General features: G+C 41.7%; 21 protein-coding genes. 17 read left to right on the top strand and 4 right to left on the bottom strand.

The window, feature by feature from the left end; translation table 11 throughout:
• Positions 1-209: 209 nt before the first annotated feature.
• Positions 210-1,295 (bottom strand): GGDEF domain-containing protein, encoded by a 1,086-nt coding sequence (locus CKW02_RS04680; protein WP_003211754.1) that lies wholly within the window; start codon positions 1,293-1,295, stop codon positions 210-212.
• 98 nt (positions 1,296-1,393) lie between these two features.
• Here CKW02_RS04680 and CKW02_RS04685 point away from each other — a divergent pair, with 98 nt between their 5' ends.
• Positions 1,394-1,774: a hypothetical protein gene (locus tag CKW02_RS04685; protein WP_003211455.1), complete on the top strand. Its 381-nt coding sequence runs from the start codon at positions 1,394-1,396 to the stop codon at positions 1,772-1,774.
• 34 nt (positions 1,775-1,808) lie between these two features.
• On the opposite strand, the gene CKW02_RS04690 is transcribed toward CKW02_RS04685, so the two are convergent.
• Complete coding sequence (locus tag CKW02_RS04690; protein ID WP_034620025.1) at positions 1,809-2,207, bottom strand: hypothetical protein; 399 nt, start codon at positions 2,205-2,207, stop codon at positions 1,809-1,811.
• A 151-nt stretch (positions 2,208-2,358) separates the two neighbouring features.
• Here CKW02_RS04690 and CKW02_RS04695 point away from each other — a divergent pair, with 151 nt between their 5' ends.
• Together CKW02_RS04695 and CKW02_RS04700 are read left to right on the top strand one after the other, a co-directional pair.
• Positions 2,359-2,868: a YhcN/YlaJ family sporulation lipoprotein gene (locus CKW02_RS04695; RefSeq protein WP_003211812.1), complete on the top strand. Its 510-nt coding sequence runs from the start codon at positions 2,359-2,361 to the stop codon at positions 2,866-2,868.
• A 156-nt stretch (positions 2,869-3,024) separates the two neighbouring features.
• Entirely contained in the window at positions 3,025-3,900 is an 876-nt protein-coding gene (locus CKW02_RS04700; protein WP_034620064.1) for a hypothetical protein, read from the top strand.
• 29 nt (positions 3,901-3,929) lie between these two features.
• Here CKW02_RS04700 and CKW02_RS04705 read toward each other — a convergent pair whose 3' ends face one another.
• A complete protein-coding gene (locus CKW02_RS04705; RefSeq protein ID WP_003212525.1) occupies positions 3,930-4,574 on the bottom strand; it encodes a spore coat protein in 645 nt (214 codons plus the stop codon).
• A gap of 144 nt (positions 4,575-4,718) precedes the next feature.
• Between CKW02_RS04705 and CKW02_RS04710 the strand changes: the two genes are divergently transcribed.
• The 3 genes from CKW02_RS04710 to CKW02_RS04720 all read left to right on the top strand — a co-directional run bounded on the left by CKW02_RS04710 (position 4,719) and on the right by CKW02_RS04720 (position 11,702).
• Complete coding sequence (locus CKW02_RS04710; protein ID WP_095117775.1) at positions 4,719-8,099, top strand: CheR family methyltransferase; 3,381 nt, start codon at positions 4,719-4,721, stop codon at positions 8,097-8,099.
• Positions 8,100-8,185: 86 nt separating this feature from the next.
• Positions 8,186-11,089, top strand: a complete 2,904-nt coding sequence (locus CKW02_RS04715; protein WP_003211734.1) for a 5'-nucleotidase C-terminal domain-containing protein — start codon at positions 8,186-8,188, stop codon at positions 11,087-11,089.
• Positions 11,090-11,135: 46 nt separating this feature from the next.
• Complete coding sequence (locus CKW02_RS04720) at positions 11,136-11,702, top strand: class D sortase (protein WP_003210961.1); 567 nt, start codon at positions 11,136-11,138, stop codon at positions 11,700-11,702.
• A gap of 36 nt (positions 11,703-11,738) precedes the next feature.
• Here CKW02_RS04720 and CKW02_RS04725 read toward each other — a convergent pair whose 3' ends face one another.
• Positions 11,739-12,647 (bottom strand): RluA family pseudouridine synthase, encoded by a 909-nt coding sequence (locus CKW02_RS04725; RefSeq protein ID WP_003212496.1) that lies wholly within the window; start codon positions 12,645-12,647, stop codon positions 11,739-11,741.
• Between the two features lie 108 nt (positions 12,648-12,755).
• Between CKW02_RS04725 and CKW02_RS04730 the strand changes: the two genes are divergently transcribed.
• The 11 genes from CKW02_RS04730 to glpD all read left to right on the top strand — a co-directional run bounded on the left by CKW02_RS04730 (position 12,756) and on the right by glpD (position 25,462).
• A complete protein-coding gene (locus CKW02_RS04730; protein ID WP_003212251.1) occupies positions 12,756-13,106 on the top strand; it encodes a DUF5365 family protein in 351 nt (116 codons plus the stop codon).
• A gap of 309 nt (positions 13,107-13,415) precedes the next feature.
• On the top strand, positions 13,416-14,081 hold the full coding sequence (locus CKW02_RS04735) for an HAD family hydrolase (RefSeq protein WP_003211898.1): 666 nt from the start codon (positions 13,416-13,418) through the stop codon (positions 14,079-14,081).
• A 15-nt stretch (positions 14,082-14,096) separates the two neighbouring features.
• Positions 14,097-15,635 (top strand): bifunctional GNAT family N-acetyltransferase/carbon-nitrogen hydrolase family protein, encoded by a 1,539-nt coding sequence (locus CKW02_RS04740; protein WP_003211656.1) that lies wholly within the window; start codon positions 14,097-14,099, stop codon positions 15,633-15,635.
• 128 nt (positions 15,636-15,763) lie between these two features.
• Positions 15,764-16,180 carry a VOC family protein gene (locus tag CKW02_RS04745; RefSeq protein ID WP_034620024.1) on the top strand — a complete coding sequence of 139 codons (417 nt, stop codon included), beginning with the start codon at positions 15,764-15,766 and terminating at the stop codon, positions 16,178-16,180.
• Positions 16,181-16,266: 86 nt separating this feature from the next.
• The gene (locus tag CKW02_RS04750; RefSeq protein WP_003212117.1) at positions 16,267-17,184 is read left to right on the top strand and encodes an AEC family transporter; all 918 of its coding nucleotides are present in this window, start codon (positions 16,267-16,269) and stop codon (positions 17,182-17,184) included.
• Between the two features lie 32 nt (positions 17,185-17,216).
• Positions 17,217-18,809: a PucR family transcriptional regulator gene (locus CKW02_RS04755; protein WP_003212045.1), complete on the top strand. Its 1,593-nt coding sequence runs from the start codon at positions 17,217-17,219 to the stop codon at positions 18,807-18,809.
• Positions 18,810-19,039: 230 nt separating this feature from the next.
• Complete coding sequence (locus CKW02_RS04760) at positions 19,040-20,380, top strand: aspartate aminotransferase family protein (protein WP_003211643.1); 1,341 nt, start codon at positions 19,040-19,042, stop codon at positions 20,378-20,380.
• Positions 20,381-20,562: 182 nt separating this feature from the next.
• On the top strand, positions 20,563-21,120 hold the full coding sequence (locus CKW02_RS04765) for a glycerol-3-phosphate responsive antiterminator (protein ID WP_003212480.1): 558 nt from the start codon (positions 20,563-20,565) through the stop codon (positions 21,118-21,120).
• Positions 21,121-21,333: 213 nt separating this feature from the next.
• On the top strand, positions 21,334-22,149 hold the full coding sequence (locus tag CKW02_RS04770) for an MIP/aquaporin family protein (RefSeq protein ID WP_003211784.1): 816 nt from the start codon (positions 21,334-21,336) through the stop codon (positions 22,147-22,149).
• A 15-nt stretch (positions 22,150-22,164) separates the two neighbouring features.
• Positions 22,165-23,661 (top strand): glycerol kinase GlpK, encoded by a 1,497-nt coding sequence (gene glpK, locus CKW02_RS04775; RefSeq protein ID WP_003212099.1) that lies wholly within the window; start codon positions 22,165-22,167, stop codon positions 23,659-23,661.
• 139 nt (positions 23,662-23,800) lie between these two features.
• Complete coding sequence (gene glpD / locus CKW02_RS04780; RefSeq protein WP_003211227.1) at positions 23,801-25,462, top strand: glycerol-3-phosphate dehydrogenase; 1,662 nt, start codon at positions 23,801-23,803, stop codon at positions 25,460-25,462.
• Positions 25,463-25,554: the final 92 nt, after the last annotated feature.

The raw sequence follows: 25,554 nt of genomic DNA on the forward strand, positions 1-25,554 counted from the left end.
CTCCTAAAGCGATCTTAACGCTTAAATTCACTATTCTTGCTCTTACACAAACTTCAAAGACGAAAACTCTTTCAAAACTTTCTTCTTAAAGATGATACGAACAAAAATAATTACCTTTACTTTACCAGTGTTTGCGGGAAAAAACAACTGTTATCCAAAAACTTTTTTAAAAATAATTAGCGCTAACAAATTGAGGAAAAAGCCTATGTTCATTGGCCTCTTTTTCTCCCTGAGAAGCTCACTTGATTTCGGCCAGACTGCTTCGCTTTATAGAGCTCTTGGTCAGCTATAATCGGTAATTGCTTGATATTTGGACTTGTCCCGGGGAAATACGCACACCCAAGTGATACTGTAATATGAATGGACATGCCATTTTGTAAATAAATCGGCTGATCTGCTATTTTTCTTCGTAAGCGTTCTGCAATCTGCCATGTTTTTTCAACTGTACAATTGGGTAGAAGGACGGCAAATTCCTCACCGCCAATTCGGCCAATATAATCTGAGCTTCTTGTGTTTTTCATCAGCCTTTTTCCGATTTCTTTTAAAACCATATCTCCCTCATGATGTCCATATTGGTCATTGATGGATTTGAAGTAATCGATGTCTAAGTAAATAAGGGATATTTGATGGATAGGCTGCTTAAATTTCATCGAAAAAGCATCATTTAAGACCTCATCGAACTTCCGCTTATTTAAAACACCTGTTAAAAAGTCATAATGAGCTTGGAATTTATACAAATTTAACAGCTGATATGCTTTTGTTTGATGCTCAATGACGTAAAAGTTAAACAGTCCTGCAACATATGAGAACATCCAATAAGCAAAATGCAGTTCAAATGATGTCTCATGCACGATCATGATAAACAGGCTTGTGGCAATGACATTACCTAACGTAATGGACAAAAGCATTTTCATAACTTGATTCATATGGCGCTCAGCAATTAAAAAAGAAGCTGTTGCGATGATCATCATGGAAAAAATATTGATGAAAGAAGCGACGTTGGCTTCGATTAATAATCGACCAATGATTACAACACAGGCTGCAATGATGGTTTGGGCGATGCCTCCATAAAAGGCCGTTAAAATAAGGGGGATATGTCTTAAATCGATGATGGCTGGTCCTGCTTTGATAGAGAAGAACATTAAGAGGACACCGAGTAACCCAGAAAGAATGCCTTTGAATAGTTGTCTGAGCAGGGTATCTTCTTTCTTAAGAAAATTCTCTTTAAACACAAGCAGAAATAGATAATGAAAAGTGACAAGAATTGTTAAATTAATAAAGAGGTCTCTTAGCAAAATTAAATCACCTTTTTAAAATTACTAAAATTTGTTGCAAAAGAAAAGGGGAAAAAGGATAATTAATAAAAATTTCACTTATAAGGGGATCGAAACATATGCGAGGAAAACGCTTCCCAGATGAAACGGACTGGCTTTCTTTTTTTGAAACGGAGCCTGATGAAAGGTTCGAGAAAGGGATGCCTATTGAATATCAAAGCCTGACATTTCGATTTGAGAATCAAGACGAGCGTTTCGTTGTCACGATGTACCTTGGAAGTCAAGAATTTACGTTAAAAGCTGTTCGAAAAAAAGATGGATCTGTTTTAGGCATCTATGATTTTAAAACCGTGCAACATGTAGAGATAAAAAAAGACAAGCAATACGAAAAAGAGCTTTTAATCATAGTGGAAGCTTATGGCGATTTTATCACAACAGTTGAAATCACCTTTTTACCTTTCTTCTCTGTGATGATGAAAGAACATTTTTCAGGAGAATAAACAGGAGCCTCTATTCATAAAGGCTCCTGTTTTCTTATTTGTGCTCGATGTCATTGATCACTTGCTGGATTGATTCATCATCCATCACATTCATGACACTTTCATCAATATGAAGAGACTGTGCATAAGACTCTCTTGGCTGATGGTTTCTTGATGTCGATTGGTGCGGATTCGTATGATTTGGCTGTACAGCAGTGAATGCCTGCTTCATCATTTGTCCGATTTCCGCAGTGCCCTTTGATTCTTTCTGTGCGTGTGACTCTTGTCGAGACGATTCATGGTGCTGTTGATCTTTTCCCTTCATCATTGAAGACATATTCATTTGCGTCATGCTTTTCAGTCTTCTTCGTAAAACTGGGGAAAATAATGCAATGATGGCTGTAGATGCTGCGATCATTGCGCCAGTGCTCATGCCTTTTCTTTTTTTAAACAAACGAATCCCTCCATTTGATCGTGATGATTCTTCTTCATCATGTTTAGGATGACCAAACAAAGCTGAATTATGAATTCATTTCGTTGAAAGAGAGGATGTATGCATAAAAAGCCGACTGGATGAAAAACCTAAGAGCAAAAGGAGGGAATAAATGATGAATAAGAAATGGATGCTATCTTTACTACTCGTTCCAGCATTGATCACCACTGGATGTGGTATGAACAACCAGGGCGATGAGCGAAGAGGAACAATGAAACGACAGTATGAAAATGTCACATATAAGAATGACAACATGAGGCAGGATCAGCCAGATGTTCAAACACCTCAGAAGGTCAAAGTGGCAGATAAAGCGTCAGAGCTAGTAGCCAACATGTCTGAAGTAAAAACAGCGAACGTACTTGTTACAGGAAAGAATGCATTTGTTGCCGTTATGCTTGAAGGCGATAAAAGCGGTAATGTAACAGAAGATTTGAAAAAGAAAATTTCTGATAAAGTCAAATCAACGGATCAACAAATCGACAATGTATATGTATCTGCAAATCCAGACTTTGTCGATCGTATGGAAGGGTACGGAAAACGTATTAGAAGCGGAGAGCCCATCTCAGGATTTTTCGATGAATTTACTGAAACGGTCAGACGTGTCTTCCCTGAATCAAAATAGCTACGACAAAAGCCGTATGTCATATGCGGCTTTTTTGTTTGGAACCGCACCTTGCGCACCTGACTGCATAAAGTAAAAAATATATCACCTCTTGTTGATCTTTGTTTCTTCATAGAAAGAGAAAGAGGCTGCAGGATGAATTCAGGTGGGGAGCAAATGAAAGCCAAGCCGTCATTGATTCATAAAAAGCTTGTAGGCGGAATGATAGCAGCAGGTCTCATTTTTTATGCTTTCACCGCATACTTGATTTATGTTGCGTTTCAGCTGACAGGACAATATTTAGAGCAGCAGTCTTCTCCTAAAACGATTTTAACGGAGGGACTCAATAAGCAAGTCTATGAACATATTAGAATATACTATGCAGAGGAAGAGGACGCTTTTGTTGATTTAACAATTGAGGCCATGGATCAGGCAAAGAAGAGGACAGCGTCAGTATTTCAATTTGAAACTGACAAACCTTTAGACATTATTTATTTTGATGATAAAGAGACAATCGAGCAATTTGCAGGAATTAAGCATATTACGGGTTTTTACTCCGATCATGATCAAATGATAGGGTTATATCCAGATAAGCGGGAAGCATTATTGAAGAAAGAGACACTCCCTTTATACTTTTTCAACACGTTATTGATTCATGAATATGCTCACTTTGTTTTCTATGAAAAAGTTCATTCTTACGAAGTGTCTTCGATGATCTTTCCCCTTTGGTTCCATGAGGGAACAGCAGAATGGACGGCCTATGACGTGTTAAATGCCACGTCTGAACGGTTCGACGTCATTCCCTTTCAATTTCTTCATTCCGATCAAGATTGGCAGGACTCCCGAATGACGTATGAGACAGATGTTTATGTGCAAAGCTACTATATGATTTATGAGCTCGTGCAGCTTTATGGACGAGACGTCATACATGAGATTATGGAGGAAACGGCGAAGACTGGCCGTTTTGATAGAGGTTTTGAACAAGCGACAGGACAACGTTTGGCAGATTTTGAAGAGCAATTTAAACTGAGTTATCAAAGAAAAAACGGCTGACCTGAGGATATAGGTCGGCCGTTTTTTGTTTAATGAAGCGGTTTTTGCTGATTGGCTTTGTTTGGCGGCATTTGAACTTGGCCCTTCATTGGGGCAAATGTAGACGTCATCGCCTGCATATCTTGAGCTGTAAGCTGCGGAACTTGATAATAGCTATGTTTATTTTGATATAAGAAAATTTCATACGCCATTTCAATAAAGTTCGGAATTTGTGCTGCAAGCACACGTCGCACCACAGGGTTTGTTACCTCTAGTGCAGTCATTGAAAGTAATCCAGCATGTGATTTCACGAGACCTAGCATATGCCCTGTAATTCCCGAGTCCTTTACATCCTGTAACGATTGATTTGGCTTCTTAGGCTGAGATGGTTTTATTCCGTATGTCACCTGTGTTTGTTCTTTCATCATATACGTAGATGTTTCTTCACTAGGCTTTTGACCAGTAGAAAAACAATCTACCGTGACATTATACTGTGACAATACAAATTGATATTGTCGATCTAAAATGTCGGATAATGCGGGATCTTGGATGAATTGGCGAAAGATCATGTATTGATCCAAAATATTAATGGTCCCTGCTAATACTTCATGTAAATCAAATAACTCATGCCCGCCATGATTGAATTGGGGCTGCTGGACATTTCCTTGAACGTTTGTCTGCTGATCGTTTTGCATAGAGATTCCTCCTATTGTTTATACATTCTGTTTTAATGTGAGGAAGTTTTCCTTCTTTCATGCAAAAAACATTATTTACAATTAGAGGGTTTTCTTCCTTTTTGTCGAAAAAAAGTATCAGACGAATGAACATGGGGGTACCAGATGCAGGACAAAATCATTAATCGTTTGATAGAAGACGAACATGTGCAGGCACCAGTGATTGGCATCGGTGTTTCGCCGTTTGAACAGCATCATCTTGAGGCTTTTTTTCAATCATTTCCACATGAACTAAATGCCTCTTTTATTGTTGTACAAAATCATGTGACAGGCGATTGTATAACTGATTTGGAAGCACTTGTTTTACCGATTGGCTACCGGGCAAAAACGATTAAACATGGTGAGAAAGTCATGAAGAAGACGATTTATTTTTGTCCACAGCATGCGGTAGTGACGTTAACAGAAGATCAGCGGCTGCACCTATCAGAGCAGCTGCCGGCGTGCATGGCTTGCTCTGTGGACTTGCTTTTTCAGTCTCTTGCCAGCGTTCAAAAGGAGGAGGCATATGCGATTTTCTTTCAAAAAGGTCATTGCGTGGGAAGTGGCTTGCTTCAGTTGGTTGAGCAGGGCGGTACAGTTTTATCGTGCAGTGAGGAAGAAAGTGGTTTTGACACTTTGTATCAACAAACATTCAAAGACCCTTCAACCCTTGCGGCATATATCGCAAATATCATCAACGTCCCGCATCTCGATGAGGCAGATCCTGTTTTACTGAGAATTATTGAACGTCTTGAAATGTATAAAGGCATTGCTTTTTCAACCTATCAAAAGAAAAGGCTGCTATCTGTCATTCAAAAACGAATGAATGTTGCAAAAAAACGGATTTCATTGTTAGCAGAGTACGACTACTTATTAGAAAGAGAACCAGATGAGCTTGACCTTCTGCACGCTCAGCTTCTAAGCGGCATGACATCTTTTTTTAGAGATATGGAGGCTTTTCATGTATGTGAACATCAAATCATTCCGTCGATCATTGAAAATGCGGTGAAAAACGGGAAATCTCGATGCCGTATTTGGATTGCAGGATGTTCGACAGGAGAGGAAGCGTATTCTTTTACGATCTTATTTTTAGAAGAAATGAAGCGAAGACAAGTGACCATTGAACTTCAAGTATTTGCAACAGATATCAACCGGAAAGCCATTCAAACAGCTAGTAAAGGTCTTTACTCAGTAGAGTCTATGGCAAGGATGCCGGAAAAATGGCGGGCGCGATATTTCGAAAGGAAAGGTGACGCTTTTATTGTGAAGCAGTCGCTTAGAAAACATATTGTCTTTGCACCTCACAATTTATTGATCGATTCACCTTTTATCCACCTCGATTTTATCAGTTGCCGAAATGTTCTGATGTACTTCCAGCCTGAAGTGCAAAAACGAGTATTGTCCCGATTCCAATATGCTTTAAAAGATCAAGGGATGTTGATATTAGGGCCAAATGAAACTGTACCCAATATCCCTCGTTTGTTTCATTTGTTCAATGAAAAATGGAACATTTACACCCATTCAAACGTTTCAAAACCACATGTCCCTTGGACACCAGACGCTCGTGATATCGAGTTGAAAGCGCGAGCCGAACAATATATGCAAGAAGTAAGCAAGGATTATGATGCATGTATGGTCATCAACGATAGTGACAAAATCCTGGCAGTATCAAAGGGTGCGTATTCTTTTTTAGATCATACAGAAGTGTCAAATCAATCATGTGAATATGTGACACCAGATTATATGAAAGAGATGCTCAGTCAAACCTTTCAAAAGGTGTGGACAGACGAGACAGAGGTTGTGTTTCAACATGTTCTCATTTCGGAAAAAGGCAGCAAGCAGTATGCAGATTTTACCGTAAAAAGTTTTGACCGCCGTTTTAAGGGAGTTTACGTCATTCTCATTCGAATGAATGAGAGAGGAAAAAATCAAAAGAACGGCAGGGACATAGGGATGTCAGATCAGAATTCAGTCTATCAACAGCGTATTGTCGATTTGGAAAATGAACTCAATGAAGTCAAACAAAAGGAGCAGGAGGCAAGGGCTCAATTAAAAGCAAAACACACGCAATTAGAGGAGCTTGAGAAAAAACACGAACATTATATAAATATCATAAACAACTTGAGGGTGACAAGAGAAGAACTGTACAAACCCTCTGTCAAGCCGGAGCTTGCAACGCTGTTTGTGGACAGGGACATGAATATACGCTATTACACTCCTACAGCTGCCTCTTTATTTACTTCTGCGAAAATCAGACATCAGCAATCCTTTCAGTCGATGGCTAAAAAGCTTACGCAGGAAACGCTCTATCATGATATCCAATCCGTCATATCGGATAGGCGCGCGATCGAACGTGAAATTGAAACGAACGAAGGCGAGCAATTCACCGTTCACATCACACCCATCTACGATGAAGAACGTGAAGGAGCAGTGATGACCTGGATTAAAATGACTGAAGTAACGAAAATCAAGCAGTCGCTTCATCTAGCGGTGACGGCACTTGATAACAGCCATATTCATATTGTTGTGGCAACTGAGGAAGGGGTCATCCAATGCGTGAATCAGCGTTTCTGTCAGTTTGTCCAGCAGCATGAATATGACCTGATCGGCAAAGATATTTTTTCTGTCTATCATTCGCTATGTCAATGTGATGATTTAGAGAAACAATGGAAGGTTTGTTTAAGAGAGGGCAGCTGGACAGGTGAACTATACTTTCAAGATTTATCTGGACGTGAACGATGGGAGAGAGTCTCTTTACACCGAATTGATGACCCTGACAAAATGCAGTCAACCGTCATGCGGATTTCAGAGGATATCACCAATCAAAAGCAGTCAGAGAAGATGCTGATGAAATCTGAGATGCTGTCAGCAGTAGGGCAGCTTGCAGCAGGCATCGCTCATGAGATACGGAACCCGCTGACCTCATTAAAAGGGTTTTTACAGCTGATGATTCAAAGTAAAAAGTATCAGAAAGATTATGCAGATGTGATGATGTCAGAGTTTAATCGGCTCGAGTCGATTATTAATGAATTCCTCGTTCTTTCGAGAAGCAAATCGGTGAAATTTGAACCGGTACATGTCAATCTTCTGCTCGAAGAAGTGATCATGGTCGTTGAATCCCAGGCGGTCTTAAAAGGCGTGTCCATTCAGAAAAAGCTGTCTCCGTCGCTCCCTAACATTCAAGGCATTCCGAATGAACTGAAACAAGTCTTCCTAAACATCCTTAAAAACGGAATAGAAGCGATGGATGGTGTGACAGGCGTCATCAAGGTGACCTCTCTCATGAAAGATCAGCAAATGATGTTGATCTTTGAAGACCAAGGAAAGGGAATACCAGAGGACGAAATAGGGAAACTCGGTGAACCATTTTATACAACAAAAGAAAAGGGGACAGGCCTTGGTTTAATGATGACCATTAAAATCATTGAAAGCCATGGCGGCACCATTCGTTTTGAAAGCAAAAACTTTGAGGGGACACGAGTGATTATTACCTTTCCGATGAGTTAAAAAAGACAAGTTTTACATGAAATCCATTCAACATCAATATTTACTTTGTACACTATGAGAGATGAAGCACAAAGGGGAGAGGTCTAATGAAACGAATGCTGTCTATTCGAATGATTTGTTGTTTGGTTTTGGTGATCTTTAGTTTGCAATCCTTATTGCCTGGTATGTCCGCAGGGAGCGAGGTCAATGCATCTGAAAAGAAAGAAATGGTGTGGAAACAAAAAAAGATTGTGCAGATCAAAAAAGCCCGTCAGCTCATAGGAGAGACCGTGACAGTGAGCGGAATTGTGACAGCAGATCAATCAGCTTTAGGCAATGGGAAACTGTCCACATACATTCAAGACAAATCAGCTGGAATCAATGTTTATTCAGCTCAGCCCAATCACTTCCCGGAACTAAAAGCAGGGATGAAGGTGACAGTGACTGGTAAAATCACGTCTTATAAAGGACTGATTGAAATTGTGCCAGATCAAGGCAGTCTGAAGATAGATGCTGTGAACCAAACCTTGCCAAAGGCGAAGCGAGTGTCTGTGAAGCAGCTAGAAACGGAACAAGCAGGTAAACATGAAGGAAGACTAGTAAAGGTCAAAGGCTATGTAGAGGCAAAACCAGCGCAGCCGGCTGGCGGTGGATACAATGTGGTGATCATCGATAAAAAATATCACAGCACCACTCTGAGAGTGATGGTCGATACGAATGCGATTGATAAAGTAAAGACAGGAAAATGGTACGAGTTTACAGGGGTGTTAAGCAGATATGATACGTTGCAGGTGCTTCCAAGACATAAGGATGATATGAACCTGCTGAAACGCCAGCCAAAGCCGCCAAAGATGAAGAAAGAATACAAAGCAACGGTTGACCGTGTGGTGGATGGAGATACGATACATCTAAAGAAGCCCGTTTTAGGTACAACAAAGGTGCGTTTTGTGAATATGGACACGCCGGAAACGTATCATCAGCCAAAAAGCGAATTAGACAAAAACCAATTGCGTTTTGGACAGCAAGCGACTGACTATTTAAAAACACTACTTTCGAGCGGTGACCAAGTCACATTAAAGATTGGTCCTGAAGCGAAAGATAACTATGGACGTCTTTTAGCTCAAGTAAAAACCAAAAAAGGGTTAAATACAAATCTAGAGCTTGTGAAAAAAGGATATGCCCCTACTTATTTCATCTGGCCAGTTGGAGATGAAAAGGACTATCATACGTTTCAAAAAGCAGTAAAAGAAGCAAAGGAAAAAGGACTGGGCATATGGAACGAAGCAGACCCTCTGCTGGAACAGCCATTTGAATTTAGAGCACGTGAACAGAAAAAAGGACTGACACGCTATGTTGGTGATTCATCTGTCAAAACCTACGTGTCCCCTGACAAATGGAAAGAAATCGATGTGGATAAACGGGTCTTTTTTGCTTCCAAAGAAGAAGCAGAACAGGCTGGTTATCAGCCGGAAAAGGATGCGGGCGAAGTACCATTAACGATTTTAAGTATGAATGATTTACACGGTAAAATTGATCAAGAATACGAACTGGATGTAAAAGATGATGGCAATAAAGGCATGTACGGGCGGATGGATTATGTCGCGGCCTATATGAAGCAAAAACAAGCAGCGCACAAAAATACGATCACGGTCCATGCTGGAGATATGATTGGCGGGAGCTCTCCAATATCTTCTCTTCTGCAAGATGAACCAACCGTTGAGCTTATGGAGAACATTGGCTTTGATGTCGGCACGGTCGGCAACCATGAATTCGATGAAGGGGTAGACGAGCTATTGCGTATTTTAAATGGCGGAGATCATCCTAAAGGCACAAAGGGGTATGACGGACAGAACTTTCCGCTCGTTTGTGCGAACTGTGAATACAAGGATACTGGCAAACCGCTTTTACCGGCTTATGAAATCATCGATGTCGAAGGAATCCCAGTCGCATTTATCGGCGTTGTGACCAAGTCAGCCGCAGGAATGGTCATGCCAGAAGGGATTAAAGACATTCAGTTTACAGATGAAGTCAAAGCCGTGAATGAAGCCACGAAGGAATTAAAACAAAAAGGAGTTAAAGCCATAGCGGTTTTAGCTCATATGACAGCCTCTCAAAATGGGGATACGATCACTGGGGAGAGTGCAAAGCTTGCCAAAGAAGGTGATGATGAAATTGACGTCATCTTTGCAGGGCATAATCATGAAGTGGTCAATGGAGAGGTCAATGGAAAATTAATTGTGCAAGCCTTTGAATATGGAAAGGCGATTGGCGAAGTCAATGTGACACTTGACCGTAAAACGAAGGATATCGTCAAAAAGAGTGCGAATATCCAGTATGTAGATCAAGCTGGTATAGAAAAGGACAAGGAAGCAGCAGACATCTTGGCTCATTACGGGAAAGAAGTGGAGCCGATTATTAGTGAGGTTGTTGGAGAAGCCGGGGTCAAAATGGAAGGCGGCTATTCAAATGATGGAGACACGCCGCTCGGTAATTTGATTGCGGATGGTATGAGATATTCAATGAAAAGTGACTTTGCCATGATGAATGGAGGCGGCATTAGGCAAAACCTTGAAAAAGGGCCGATAACATGGGGAGCTCTCTTTAATATTCAGCCATTTGGCAACGTTTTAGTCAAACTAGAGATCAAGGGAAAAGACTTAGTAGAGATCATAGAAGCACAAATTTCTCCACAATTTGGACCAGATTATAGCATTTCAGGCTTTTCATATTCCTATGATCCTGTAACATATAAAGTAGTCGACTTGAAGCTGCCAGATGGTTCAGCCGTAGCTCTCGATCAAACGTATACACTCACTGTGAATAACTTCATGGCAACTGCAACTGGCAGTAAATATGCACCAATAGGCAGGCTTGGGCAAAACCCTGAAACAGGCCCAGAAGACTTAGAAGCCACTGTCGATTTTGTGAAAAGCTTTGAGGGGGCTTCCATTTTGTATCAAAAAGAAGGACGAATTCAAAAAGCAAAACAAGAAGAAAAAGCAGCAAGCTAAAAAGCGTATCATCTAAGAGAAACGTAACAGGCAAAGGAGTTTAAGCATGAAAAAGTGGCTTGCACTGACTGTGATGACAGCCGGGATTGTGCTGCTCGGCTGGGGAATTTGGCAAATCGCCTCTACTCATCTTCAAACAGCCCAATCATTAGACGAAGCGAAGAAGGTCGTGGCGGACGATCAAGGGATGTCCAAGAAGCAGTTTGCTCCAGAAGTGGGGAAAGCTTCTGGCATCCTGACGATTCCAAAATTAAAAGCAGACCTTCCCATTGTCGAAGGGACGGATGCGGATGACCTAGCAAAGGGAGTAGGACACTACAAAGGCAGTTATTATCCTGATCAAAATGGACAAATCGTCCTTTCTGGCCATCGTGACACGGTGTTTCGCAGGACAGGCGAACTGGATATTGGAGATCAGCTGAAAATCACTGTGCCGTATGGTGAATTTATATATGAAATCACACATACGAAAATTGTTGATCAGCATGATACATCCATCATTACGTTGCAGAATGAAAAGGAAGAGCTGATATTAACCACATGCTATCCTTTTCATTTCGTCGGCAATGCGCCAGAGCGGTATATTATTTATGCAAAAAGAGTGTCTGAATAAAGAAAAAGAGCCTGCTTTCATACGCAGGCTCTTTTGTTAATGGATGATTTGACTCATGAGCTGGTCCATATCAGGTGGTAGAGGTGCTTCGATGATCAGATGCTCACCTGTAAAAGGATGTTTCATGTCTACTTGCTTGGCGTGAAGAGCACACCTGTTGATGTAATCACGAACTCCGTCATATAATGTATCCCCAGCTAGTGGATGCCCGAGACTGCTCAGGTGGACACGAATTTGATGCGTTCTACCCGTTTCTAATTGAAGTTTAACGGCTGTCAGTTGCAGACGTTTATTCATGTCCATGACCTGAAAATGAGTCACAGCTTTTTGCCCATTAGGGGAGATTCTTCGTCTGACTGCATGGTGTTTGTCACGGCCGATCGCTGCATCGATGGTGCCTTTCTTTTTTTTGAAAAGTCCCTCTGCGATGGCGATGTATGTGCGTTTGATTGTTTTTTTAGAAAGCATTTGATCAAGAGCCGCATGGGCTAACCTATGCTTTGCAAAAATGACGGTGCCGCTCGTGTCTTGATCTAGCCTGTGGATATGTCTTACCCGCTTTTCTTCTCCATTTGCTTGAAAATGGAATGCCACAAGATTTGCCAGTGTGCCTGTTTGTCCTTGTTCATTCGGATGAGTTGGCCGGCCGGCAGGTTTTTGCACAATTAATAAATGCTCGTCCTCAAAGAGTACCTCTAATTCACCGTATTCCGGTGTCACATCACTTTCTTCTGTTTCAAATAAATCAATGATGATCTGATCGCCTTGACTGACTTTAGCCGCGTGATGGGCAGGCTTTTGATTTAAACGAACTTTTTGATGCTCCATCCAAAAATGAATAATCGGTTTTGATGCAAAGACGGCTGTCTTTAAAAAATGACTGAGTGAAGTGTGATGATACTGCTCGTCTACTTTGAGTGAGAGCGTGTGTCCTTTTATGATCATGATATCCGTTCCTCTCTATGGGTATATATAGGAAACACTTACCTTGGCGAACGCCTTTTTTTCTGTGCTATTCTGAATGGAGAATAACGACAGAGAGGTAGATGTCACGTGAGATTAATGAAAGCTGCTACAGACCTGCAAGAGCAGGCAATTGAAGAAATATCAAAGGATGTTGAAGATCTTCTTTCTCATGCTGTCAATGGACAGCAACGGGATATGCGTCAAAAAGATCGCTCCCTTACCTTTATTGATGGCGTATATAACGGGACGATGGACGATGCTTTTCGTATTTTATCGGGACTTCAGCTATTACATACCATCATTGTAAAACCGAAACGTCATCTCACCAAACGAGATCGTGAACTATTCGAACGAAACCGTGAGCAGGTCAATGCCTGCGGCTTTTCTTTTCCGTTTGATCTAGACGATTTTGCCAGCCGTCACCTTCAAAATGCGTAAAAGATGGTGTGAACTTCCTTGTTAACTTACAAGGACCTCGCACATACTATTTTTAAGGGAACGGAGAAACCTTTAAGATCTGTAATACCAAACCCGCTCTTTTTCAACATCGCCTATTTCTCCACGAATCGGAGCGCTTGGATCTCTTGCAGAATGAACCGAACACGGGTAGGAGCCTGACAAAACGGTGCAGGCTCCTTTTATACATAATCATTTTAGCAGACATTCATCTTTGAAAGTCAATTTTATTCACGATATGATAGCATTGAGTATATCTTTAAGACTTTTGTGAAAAAAGGAGTGGCCTCGTTGGTAAAGGCGATTATATTTGATTTTGACGGATTAATTTTAGATACAGAAACACATGAATATGAGGTTTTACAAGAAATGTTTGCGGAGCATGAGTCAGATCTGCCTCTTTCCGTATGGGGCAAGGTCATTGGTACGCAGGCAGGCTTTAAGCCATTTGAATATTTGGAAAAGCAGCTAGGGAAGACGCTGGATCATGAGACACTCACAGCAGATCGGCGTTCTCGTTTTCAAAAAAGAATGAAGGACGAATCAGCAAGACCTGGTGTAGAAGCTTATTTAGAAGCAGCAAAGGAGCTGGGGATCAAGATTGGACTTGCTTCCAGCTCAGACTATAAATGGGTGTCTGATCACCTGAAGCAGATTGGTCTTTTCGACTATTTTGAATGTATCCGCACGTCAGATGATGTGGAAGAAGTGAAACCAAATCCAGAGCTCTATTTGCAAACCGCACGCTGCTTAGGGGTAGAGCCAAAAGATTGTGTGGCATTTGAGGATTCTGTAAATGGATCAGTAGCTGCCAAACGGGCAGGTATGAAATGTGTCATCGTCCCAAACAAAGTGACGAGCACGCTGCAATTTGAAGAATATGATGTCAGATTAGAATCCATGGCTGAAATCGAATTGCTCCAGCTATTCCATCAGCTTGAAAAAGAGGATCAGTAAGGGGGCAAATACATCATGGCAGAAAAACTAGACTTAACGCGGTTTGAAAAAAGAATAGTGATCCGTAATATCCATGAAGAGGATATTGATCGAATCATTGCCTTACAAGAGGTATGTTTTCCGGGCATGGATCCTTGGAAACGGGAGCATCTTGAAAGCCACCTTGAGCATTTCCCAGAAGGACAGTTTTGTGCTGAATTCGAGGGGGAAATCATTGGCTCTTGTTCAAGTTTATTAATTAACTTTGATGAATACGATGATCGCCACACGTGGCAGGACATTACAGATGATGGGTACATCACAAACCATAATCCTGATGGGATGAATATGTACGGAATCGAAGTCATGGTGAGTCCTGAGTACCGCCGCATGAAAATTGGACATCGTTTGTATGAAGCAAGAAAAGACTTAGCAAGAAGATTAAATTTAAAAAGCATCATCATTGGCGGACGCATTCCGAATTATCATAAATACCAAGAGGAAATGACGCCTCGCCAGTATGTAGAGCAGGTCACGATTCACCAAATCTATGATCCCGTTTTATCTTTTCAGCTGTTAAATGAATTTAGTCTCATGCGGATCAATCCGAATTACTTGCCTGATGATAAAGCATCCAGCACATATGCCACGTTAATGGAATGGAACAATGTCGATTATCGCCCGCAATCGAAAAGATATTTTAAATCGGCTTTCCCTGTTCGAATTTGTGTGATTCAATATGCAATGAAACAAATTCACTCCTTTGAAGAATTTATGAATCAGGTCGAGTATTATGTGGATGTCGCATCAGATGCATCAGCTGACTTTGCGGTATTCCCAGAAATTTTCACGACGCAGCTCATGTCTTATTTAGAAGAGCGGTCACCAAGTCTTGCTGTGCAGCGAATCACGGAATATACCGAGGACTACATTAATTTGTTCACAGACCTTTCTGTGAAATATAACATTAATATCATCGGCGGGTCCCACTTTGTAGAGGAGGAAGGGAAAATCTACAATATCGCCTATTTATTTAGACGTGATGGAACGATTGAAAAGCAATATAAGCTTCATATCACGCCGAATGAAAGAAAATGGTGGGGGATTTCAGCTGGTGACCAGGTCCGGGTATTTGATACGGACTGCGGCAAAATTGCGATCCAAATTTGCTATGATATTGAATTTCCTGAGCTTGCACGGATCGCAGCTGACAAAGGAGCGAAAATTATTTTCACTCCGTTTTGTACAGAAGACCGCCAAGGCTATTTAAGAGTACGTTACTGTGCACAGGCGAGAGCGGTTGAAAACCAGATTTATACCGTTATCTCGGGAACAGTTGGCAACCTTCCGCAAACCGAAAATATGGATGTTCAATATGCGCAATCGGCTATATTTGCCCCATCAGACTTTGAATTTGCAAGAGATGGGATTGTAGGAGAGTGTAATCCAAACATTGAGATGGTCGTCGTAGGTGATGTCGATTTAGAAATTTTAAGAAGACAAAGACAAGATGGAACCGTACGTCAGCTGAAAGACCGAAGAAGAGACGTGTACCATATTGAATATAAGAAATAATGAAAAGAAGCGCCTATTGTTGAGGCGCTTCTTTTTGATGACATCAGATTTTTTCAATTGCCAAAGGGATGCTGGAGAAAAAGCTGAATATACTGAAAGGAGATTATGTGTTCAAAAAGGAGAGGAACATGGGGCGACAATCTAAACATCTGTATATCAATTTGCCGGTAAATCATGTGAAGGAATCTATCGCTTTTTTTGAGCAGCTGGGCTTTGACTTTGAGCAGCAGTTCACGAATGATCAGGCGGCCTGTTTGGTCATTGATGACACGATCACCGTCATGCTGTTATCTCTTAGGCATTTTCAATCCATCTCAGAGAAACAATTAGTGGATGCAAAAAAGGCATCAGAGGTGATTATCTCTATGCGTGTTCATTCACGAGAAGAGGTCGATGAGCTTGTCGAGAAGGCAATGGCGGCAGGGGGTTCACCGTTTAAGGAGAAGCAGGATCATGAGTTCATGTATGGATGGAGCTTTCAGGATCTTGATGGTCATTTGTGGGAAGTGTTTTATATGGATGAGGAAAGAAGCGGCCTTTCATAAGGGTGCTTCTTTTTTATTGTTTATCAGTGGTATGTAATGAGGAGCAGAAGGAATCTGGAATTCAACTAGAGAAAAGTAGGTGCAGCATGGAGTTTTTACTTGTCTTACTGCCAGTGTTCGGCATATTCCTGATCGGGTATATCGGGCAGAAGGCGATTGGTTTTGACATACATACGCTCTCATCAATGTCTTTATATTTAATGTCACCATTTCTTGCGTTTGAAACCTTTTATCAAAACAAAGTGTCGATGGACTATGTGTATTTATCCATTTTTGTTGTCGGGCTTTGTCTTGCACTTATTTTATGTGTTTTTATTTTATCTCGTATTTATGGGTATTCGAATGAAACGTATTGCGCCATGATTCTGTCGTCAGCTTTTATGAACAATGGAAACTATGGCACGCCTGTTGTGCTGCTTGTCTTCGGAGCCGCAGGTTTGGATATTGCGATTGTGTTGATGGTGCTGCAGCAGCTTGTCATGAGTACAATCGGCATGTATTATGCAGCAAAGGGCGGAGAGGATGCGGGAGATGGAAAGGTCGTCTTGAAAAAAGTGCTGCGTATGCCGGTTGCTTACGGGGCACTCATCGGTCTATTATTTCAGCTGATTGATCTTTCATTACCTAAAGAGCTGATGACGGGTATTCAGCTTGTAGGGAATGCTGCCATACCGACGATTATGCTTATTTTAGGTATGCAGCTTGCTGTGATCTCTTTTAAGCAAGTGGATTATCGCAATATTTCTTATGCTGTATTGCTGAAGCTGTTTATCTCCCCACTTATTGCATTTGGCTTTACGCTTATTTTACCGGTAGATGATATGGTGAAACAAATTATGATCTTAGTGGCAGCCATGCCGACAGCAGCAAATACCACGCTGATGGCTGTACAATTTCGAACGAAGCCTGAGTTTGTTTCAAGCACGACATTTCTCAGTACAATCTTAAGTATCGTGACATTACCAGTTTTATTATGGATTTTATCCATGCACCCTCTGGGATAGGGGATAGGCGGCAAACAAAGGGGGACATATGAATGAATGTAGATGTTCATTTCCAAGTGAGTGACGTGTTGAAAACGAAGCATTTTGCGCATGCAAAAGTGTTAGCAGGGGAAAAAGGATTGTTTCGGCAGGTCAAATGGATACATGTGTTAGAAGTGCCTGATGTAGAGGATTTATTAAATGGAGGCGAGCTTATATTAACAACAGCCGCAGGCTTCCATGATCAACTGGATGTGTTTCAAGCGTTTTTACGACAGCTGATTGATTCAGGGGCAGCCGGCTTGTGTATTGAATTTGTTCCGCTAAGATTCGAAGTGCCCGAAGAATTACTGACCTATGCAGAAGAAAGAGATTTTCCGCTTATTCTGTTTACAAAAGAAGTGAAGTTCGTCAACATCACGCAGCATCTTCATACGATGATGATCGAGCGTCAATATCAAATGATGGCTGATTTAGAAGCACTGTCATCAAAGCTAAATGAGCTTTTGCTGACCCCGCATCCGCAAATGGATATTTTGGATCAAGTGTATCAGCACGTAAGGGGGATACTTTTACTCCTCCCTGTTCAGGGCGAGCCGATTATTTTATGTGATTCTTCCAAACAAACCGAAGAACTGGTCATGAATTATTTGCAGTTTGCTTCCGTGCCAAAAGGATACGAAGTGACACAAAAACAAGTGCTTGCGCTCAAACAAACATTTGCAGATCTTGTGCTCATTCATCAAGCGGACACGCTCTCTGAATTCGAACTGCTTGTAATGGATAAAGGAGCCAATGCTCTAGCCCAGCAAACATTAAGAGAGCTTTATACAGAAGAGCTGAAGAAGACAAAAGAAAATGAATGGCTGCAAAAATGGTTTCAAGAAGAGCATACAGAACAAGAGATCATAGAGCACCTAGAAGAAACAGAAGGGGTGAAAAAGCCAACTGGCTGCGTAGTCTTGCTCTTTCAAAAACATCATCAAATTGAAAAAATCACAGGGAATCTTTACTTTCTTGTCTCTTGCCGCTCCATTTTTCAGCGTGCTGGTTTCCATCTGATTGCATATGAGCATCAAGAACAAACCTTGTTTATTTTATTAAACACTAGAAAGAAAGAGGACTGGAAAGAGCGTGCAGAAAAGGCTGCAAACGACATCAAACAATTGTATGACCGGGAGCAGCCCCGAGGGGCCGAGATCAATTTTGGTATCGGGCAATATTGTGAAAAATTTCAGCACATGAGAAAAAGCTTTCAAGCAGCCAAAGAAGTGCTGCATTTAAAAAAAGTGATGCCTCATCGGGTGGAAAGTCCATTTTATCAAGATCTACATATGCTCCGTCTCATGCCTATGATGAAGGAAAGCGGTCTGCTTGAATGTATGGTGAAAGAGTATTTAGAGCCCGTGATTGTATACGATAATCAAAATAGCGGAAGACTCTATCAAACGCTAAATATCTTTTTACAGACAAACGGTTCTAAAAAAGAAACCGCAAGCCAGCTCTATATTGTTAGGCAAACCCTCTATCATAGACTGGATAAACTGCATGCCTTGCTCGGTGAGGATATGATGCAGGCGCCGAAACGACAGGCGCTTGAATTTGCGATTCTTGCCTATGAATTCCTGCAAGGAAATCGACGTTAGCAGAGTGTGCTCCATTTTGCCAAGTCATCAAGAAAAGTGTCTTATGCTGGTGTTCAATCAGTTGACGATCTGTCTAATGTAATCGGCCTGACCCCTTTTTTATAATGAAAGTAACGATTGGTAGTTTCATATGCCTCACGTTTCATCCATATAATGAATGGAGAGGCAATGTGCTGCTGAATTGGTCTAAGCTTCTTTAATGATGAAAACGGATACATGGGGGCGGGAAGATGAAAATACATGAGCAGGCTCAAAATCTTCAGGCAAAAGATGATCAGTTGATCTGGCATCATATGAAAGGAACAAACAAGGAAAATGAAAGTATGGTCATTCACGAGGCAGAAGGCGCATGGGTGACAGATATTCATGGAAATCGTTATTTAGACGGGATGTCAGGCCTTTGGTGTGTAAATGCCGGATATGGCCGGAAAGAGCTTGCAGAAGCGGCGTATAAGCAATTAAAGACAATGCCTTACTATCCGCTTACACAAAGCCACGTGCCGGCGATTCAGCTGGCTGAAAAGCTAAATGAGTGGCTTGGCGGGGACTATGTCATCTTCTTTTCTAACAGCGGCTCTGAAGCCAATGAAGCTGCATTTAAAATGGCCAAACAATATCATACGCAAAAAGGAGAAAGTACTAGGACAAAGTTTATCTCCCGGTACCGGTCGTATCACGGCAATACAGCAGCGGCTCTTGCCGCAACCGGTCAAGCGCAGCGTAAATATAAATATGAACCATTAGGTCAGGGCTTTATTCATGTCGCACCGCCTGATGTGTATCGTCATCCTGAGGATCAAGAGAATCTGGCAAGTGCTATGGCAATAGATCAGGCCATGACGTGGGAACTAAGTGAGACGATAGCTGGGGTCATTATGGAGCCAATCATTACGGGCGGAGGTATCCTAATGCCGCCAAAAGGGTATTTGAAGAAGGTCAAAGACATCTGTGAAGCCCATGGAGCGCTTCTCATTGTAGATGAAGTCATCTGCGGATTTGGCCGGACAGGGAAGCGGTTTGGTTTTATGCATGAGGAAGTAAAGCCGGATATTATCACCATGGCAAAAGGGATCACAAGCGGTTATTTACCGCTTTCTGCAACGTGCGTGAAACGAGAAATCTATGAAGCCTATGCAGGAGAAGATACGTATGACAGGCTGCGTCATGTGAATACATTTGGCGGTCACCCTGCTTCCTGTGCGGTGGCACTTGCCAACCTAGAGATTATGGAAAACGAGCAACTAGTGGAACGGTCCGATGCGCTCGGCCGGGATATGCTTGAACGTTTGCAAGAGTTAAAAGAACACCCATTTGTCGGAGATGTCAGAGGAAAAGGCTTGCTGTTTGGCATTGAACTTGTTCAGGATCAACAATCCAAAAAACCAGCTGAGCCACATGTCGTCGGTCAATTGATTGCTGAATGTAAAAAACGCGGACTGATCATCGGGAAAAATGGGGATACAGTGGCCGGCTATAATAACGTTGCCCAGCTTGCACCGCCGCTTAATATAACAGATGATGACGCCTCATTTATCATCAATACCTTAAAAGAAAGCATGGCACAGCTATAGCAGAGAGACTTCTCTGCTTTTTTTATGGAATAAAAGTTTGCTTTTCATCATTTTGAGCTAGTTATATGAAGATGATGTGAGATGAAATCGGTATTGGGTACACTAGGTGTATTGAAAAATAGAAGAGTTTCAATTACTGTTAGGAGAAGACTGATTCAATACACTTTTGAAGGAGACGGCTTATGAGTTTTCATGATCAACCCATTTTACCTGCTGTACGCAATATGAAGCAATTTGAGGAATTTTTAAAAAGTCCATTTACATATGGTGTTTTACTTGATGTTCACTTAGGCCGGCTTAAGGGCATCATGAATGAGGCAAATGCTCATCACAAAAAAATGTTTGTCCATGTCGATCTCATTCACGGGATTAAACATGATGAGTATGGAACGGAATTTATTTGTCAGGAAATGAAGCCAGCAGGAATTATTTCTACTAGGTCTTCTGTCATAGTAAAAGCCAAGCAAAAAAAGGTATATGCCATTCAGCGAATGTTTTTACTTGATACGAGTGCCATGGAAAAAAGCATGGAGTTCGTCGGGAAACATCGTCCAGATTTTATTGAAGTATTGCCGGGCGTCGTGCCAGATTTAATTACAGAAGTGCGCGAGCGAACTGGGATCCCGATTTTTGCAGGCGGATTTATCCGTACAAAAGAAGATGTAGAAAGAGCGCTTGAAGCAGGGGCTACAGCAGTGACGACCTCAAATACCACCCTTTGGAAAGCGTTCCAAAAGTGAAAAGATAAAATGTGAATATTTATTGACAACGTTTTCATCCTCTGATACTATAGCACTAAGTTAATATCATGTGATGGAGAAACGGAGATCCACAACAACGCTTTACTAGGTGACAAATGACCCTGATGTAAAGTATGTTTGTTGTGGATCTTTTTCTTTATCTTTTCTACACATTCATAGGGGATGGCAACTGAACCAGAGGAGGAATTTTTCATGACACCATTTTGGGGAGAAGTCGTAGGTACAATGCTGCTCATTATTTTTGGAGGCGGTGTGTGTGCGGCAGTTAATTTAAAGAAATCACTCGCATATCAATCCGGCTGGATTGTAATCGCTTTCGGGTGGGGATTTGCAGTAGCCATTGCAGCATATGCAACTGGTGGAATTAGTGGAGCTCATTTAAACCCTGCACTCACAATTGGGCTTGCGCTAGAAGGAAGTTTTCCTTGGGCTGATGTTCCAATGTATATTGTTGGTCAAATGCTTGGCGCATTAATAGGGGCTACTATTGTCTTTTTACATTACTTACCGCACTGGAAAGCAACAGATGATCCAGGTGCAAAGCTAGGCGTATTCTCAACTGGTCCTGCGATTCCGCATACTTTTGCAAACGTACTTAGTGAAGTCATCGGTACATTTGTATTGGTTCTAGGAATTTTAGCGATTGGTGCAAATAAATTTGCAGACGGAGTCAATCCGCTGATTGTTGGTTTCTTAATTGTTGCAATTGGTCTTTCTTTAGGTGGAACAACTGGTTATGCAATTAACCCTGCACGTGATTTAGGTCCGAGAATCGCACATGCGATCTTGCCGATTCCAGGGAAAGGCCCATCGAACTGGAAGTATGCTTGGGTGCCAGTCGTTGGTCCAATTTTAGGCGGCGCATTTGGCGGTGTTTTCTACAATGCAGCCTTTAAAGCGAACGTCACTCCAGCCTTTTGGATTGTAAGCGTTATTTTAGTTGTGGTATTGTTAGGACTCTATATCACTACGAAAAACCAAACAAATGCTGTAAATGAAAGTATGTAAGGGGAGGAAAACATCATGACAAAAGAAAAATATATTCTTGCACTAGATCAAGGGACAACAAGCACAAGAGCGATCTTATTTGATCAAGAAGGCAAAATTGCACATACAACTCAGAAGGAATTTAATCAATATTTTCCGAACCCAGGCTGGGTAGAACACAATGCAAATGAAATTTGGAGCTCTGTTCTATCTGTCATTTCAACTGCTTTAATTGAATCAGGAATTGAAGCAGACCAAATCGCTGGTATCGGAATTACGAACCAACGTGAGACAGCGGTTGTTTGGGATAAACATACAGGCGCACCTATTTACAATGCAATTGTTTGGCAGTCAAGACAAACATCTGGCATTTGTGAAGAGTTAAAAGAACAAGGACACAATGAAACGTTTAGAAATAAAACAGGTCTTCTTATTGATGCTTATTTCTCAGGTACAAAGGTAAAATGGATCTTAGACAATGTTGAAGGTGCCCGTGAGAAAGCAGAAAATGGCGACTTACTGTTTGGCACAATCGATACTTGGCTTATTTGGAAGATGACAGGCGGTAAATCACACGTCACAGATTACTCCAATGCGTCAAGAACATTAATGTTCAACATTTACGATCTGAAATGGGATGAAGAATTACTTGATATCCTTGGCGTACCGGCTTCTATGCTTCCAGAGGTGAAACCATCTTCACACATTTATGGTGAAACAACTGACTATCACTTCTTCGGCAGAAATATTCCGATTGCAGGAGCGGCGGGAGATCAGCAGGCTGCTTTATTCGGTCAGGCTTGCTTTGAAGAAGGAATGGCGAAGAACACATATGGTACAGGATGTTTCATGTTGATGAATACAGGGGAAAAAGCCATTAAGTCGGATCATGGTTTATTAACGACGATTGCATGGGGCATTGACGGCAAAGTTGAATATGCTTTAGAAGGAAGTATTTTCGTTGCTGGCTCAGCGATTCAATGGCTGCGTGATGGACTCAGAATGTTTAAAGACTCGAAAGACAGCGAAGCTTATGCAGAGCGCGTTGAGTCAACAGATGGCGTATACGTCGTTCCGGCATTCGTTGGTCTAGGCACACCATACTGGGATAGTGATGTCAGAGGCGCTGTATTCGGGTTAACACGCGGTACTTCTAAAGAGCACTTTGTCCGTGCAACGTTAGAATCACTTGCTTATCAAACGAAAGATGTGTTAGATGCGATGGAAAAGGATTCAAATATTTCATTAAAAACATTGCGTGTGGATGGCGGAGCTGTAAAGAATGATTTCTTAATGGGCTTCCAAAGTGATTTACTGGATGTGCCTGTAGAGCGTCCAGAAATTAATGAAACGACGGCACTCGGTGCGGCCTATCTTGCGGGAATAGCAGTTGGCTTCTGGAACGACCGTTCAGACATTGCAAAACAGTGGAACCTTGACAAGCGCTTTGAACCTAAGATGGAAGAAGGCAGCCGTGACTCGTTATATAGCGGGTGGAAAAAGGCTGTAAAAGCAGCTCAAGCTTTCAAATAAACCAAAAGTATGATATACTTCAATTAAGTTAATAGAACGGTTGGAGAACTGGAGAGACCGCAGGCACCGAAGTGTAGAAATACGCTTTGGGTGTTTGCGGTCTCTTTTTCTTTACCGTACAACATGGGAGGAACAAGAGATGACTTTTTCTAGCTTAGAAAGAGAACAAATGCTGCAGGAAATGACAAAAAAACCATATGATGTGTTTATCATTGGTGGGGGTATTACAGGCGCGGGTACAGCACTTGATGCGGCTTCACGCGGAATGCGCGTCGGTCTTGCAGAAATGCAGGATTTCGCAGCAGGTACATCTAGCCGCTCTACGAAACTAGTGCACGGTGGACTTCGTTATTTAAAACAATTTGAAGTAAAAATGGTCGCAGAGGTCGGTAAAGAGCGTGCCATTGTATACGAAAACGGTCCTCATGTAACAACACCAGAATGGATGCTTCTTCCGATGCATAAAGGCGGGACATTCGGTAAGTTTTCAACATCCATTGGGCTTAGAGTGTATGACTTTTTAGCTGGCGTCAAGCATAACGAACGCAGAAGCATGCTGAGCGCGAAGGAAACACTTGCAAAAGAACCGCTTGTGAAAAAGGACGGCTTAAAAGGCGGCGGCTACTATGTTGAATACCGTACGGACGATGCACGCCTCACAATCGAAGTCATGAAAGAGGCTGTGAAATTCGGAGCAGAAGCGGTCAACTATGCGAAAGTAAAAGAATTTATTTATGATAAAGGCAAAGTTGTCGGTGTTGTCATTGAAGATGTCATGACGCAGAAAACATACGATGTATATGCGAAGAAAATCGTCAATGCGACAGGTCCGTGGGTCGATCAACTAAGAGGCAAGGATCACTCAAAAGAAGGGAAGCACTTACAGCATACAAAAGGTATTCACTTAGTATTCGACCAATCAGTCTTCCCATTAAAACAAGCGATCTACTTTGACACACCTGATAAACGGATGGTCTTTGCGATTCCAAGAGAAGGCAAAACGTACGTTGGTACAACAGATACAGTGTACAAAAAGCAGCTGGAACATCCGCGTATGACAAAAGCAGATCGTGATTATGTCATCAATGCGATTCAATACATGTTCCCTGATCTCAATATTACAGAAAAAGATGTTGAATCTAACTGGGCTGGTCTTCGTCCACTCATTCATGAAGAGGGCAAAGACCCTTCAGAAATTTCTCGTAAGGATGAAGTATGGACATCATCTTCAGGCTTAATCACCATTGCTGGCGGTAAATTAACAGGCTACCGCAAAATGGCTGAGCATATTGTGAATCTTGTACGTGATGGACTAAAAGAAGAAACAGGCAAAGACTTTGGACCATGTAAAACAAAGCATATGCCAATTTCAGGCGGTCATGTAGGCGGATCTAAAAATATGGCTTCCTTTGTCCAAGCGAAAACAGCAGAAGGTGCATCTGTTGGTTTAACAGAACCGATTGCTCAAAAACTTGCCGAAAAATATGGCTCAAACGTCAGCAGTCTCTTCAAGCGTGTAGAGCAGCTTCAAGGTGAAGCAGACAAACGAAACATTCCAGCGTATGTACTCGCAGAACTTGTCTATGCAATCGAAGAAGAATTAGCTGTTACTCCTGTCGATTTCTTCTTAAGAAGAACAGGAAGCCTACTATTTAATATCAACTGGGCAAAAAAATATGCACAGCCAGTCGCTGATTATATGGCAGAGCGTTTTGGCTGGGATGAAGCAGTAAAACAGAAGCATCAAACAGAATTAGATCAACTATTCCATGAAGCAGTTGTACCGCTTGATGCTGAATAAAAGAAAAGCCGATCATGCATCGGCTTTTCAGCGTGTAGACAAACCCTCGCATTCTTTGTCAGGTCTGTGCGCCGGTGCTCACGAATGTCAAA

Source organism: Bacillus pumilus (assembly GCF_900186955.1).
Taxonomy (GTDB): Bacteria; Bacillota; Bacilli; order Bacillales; family Bacillaceae; genus Bacillus; species Bacillus pumilus.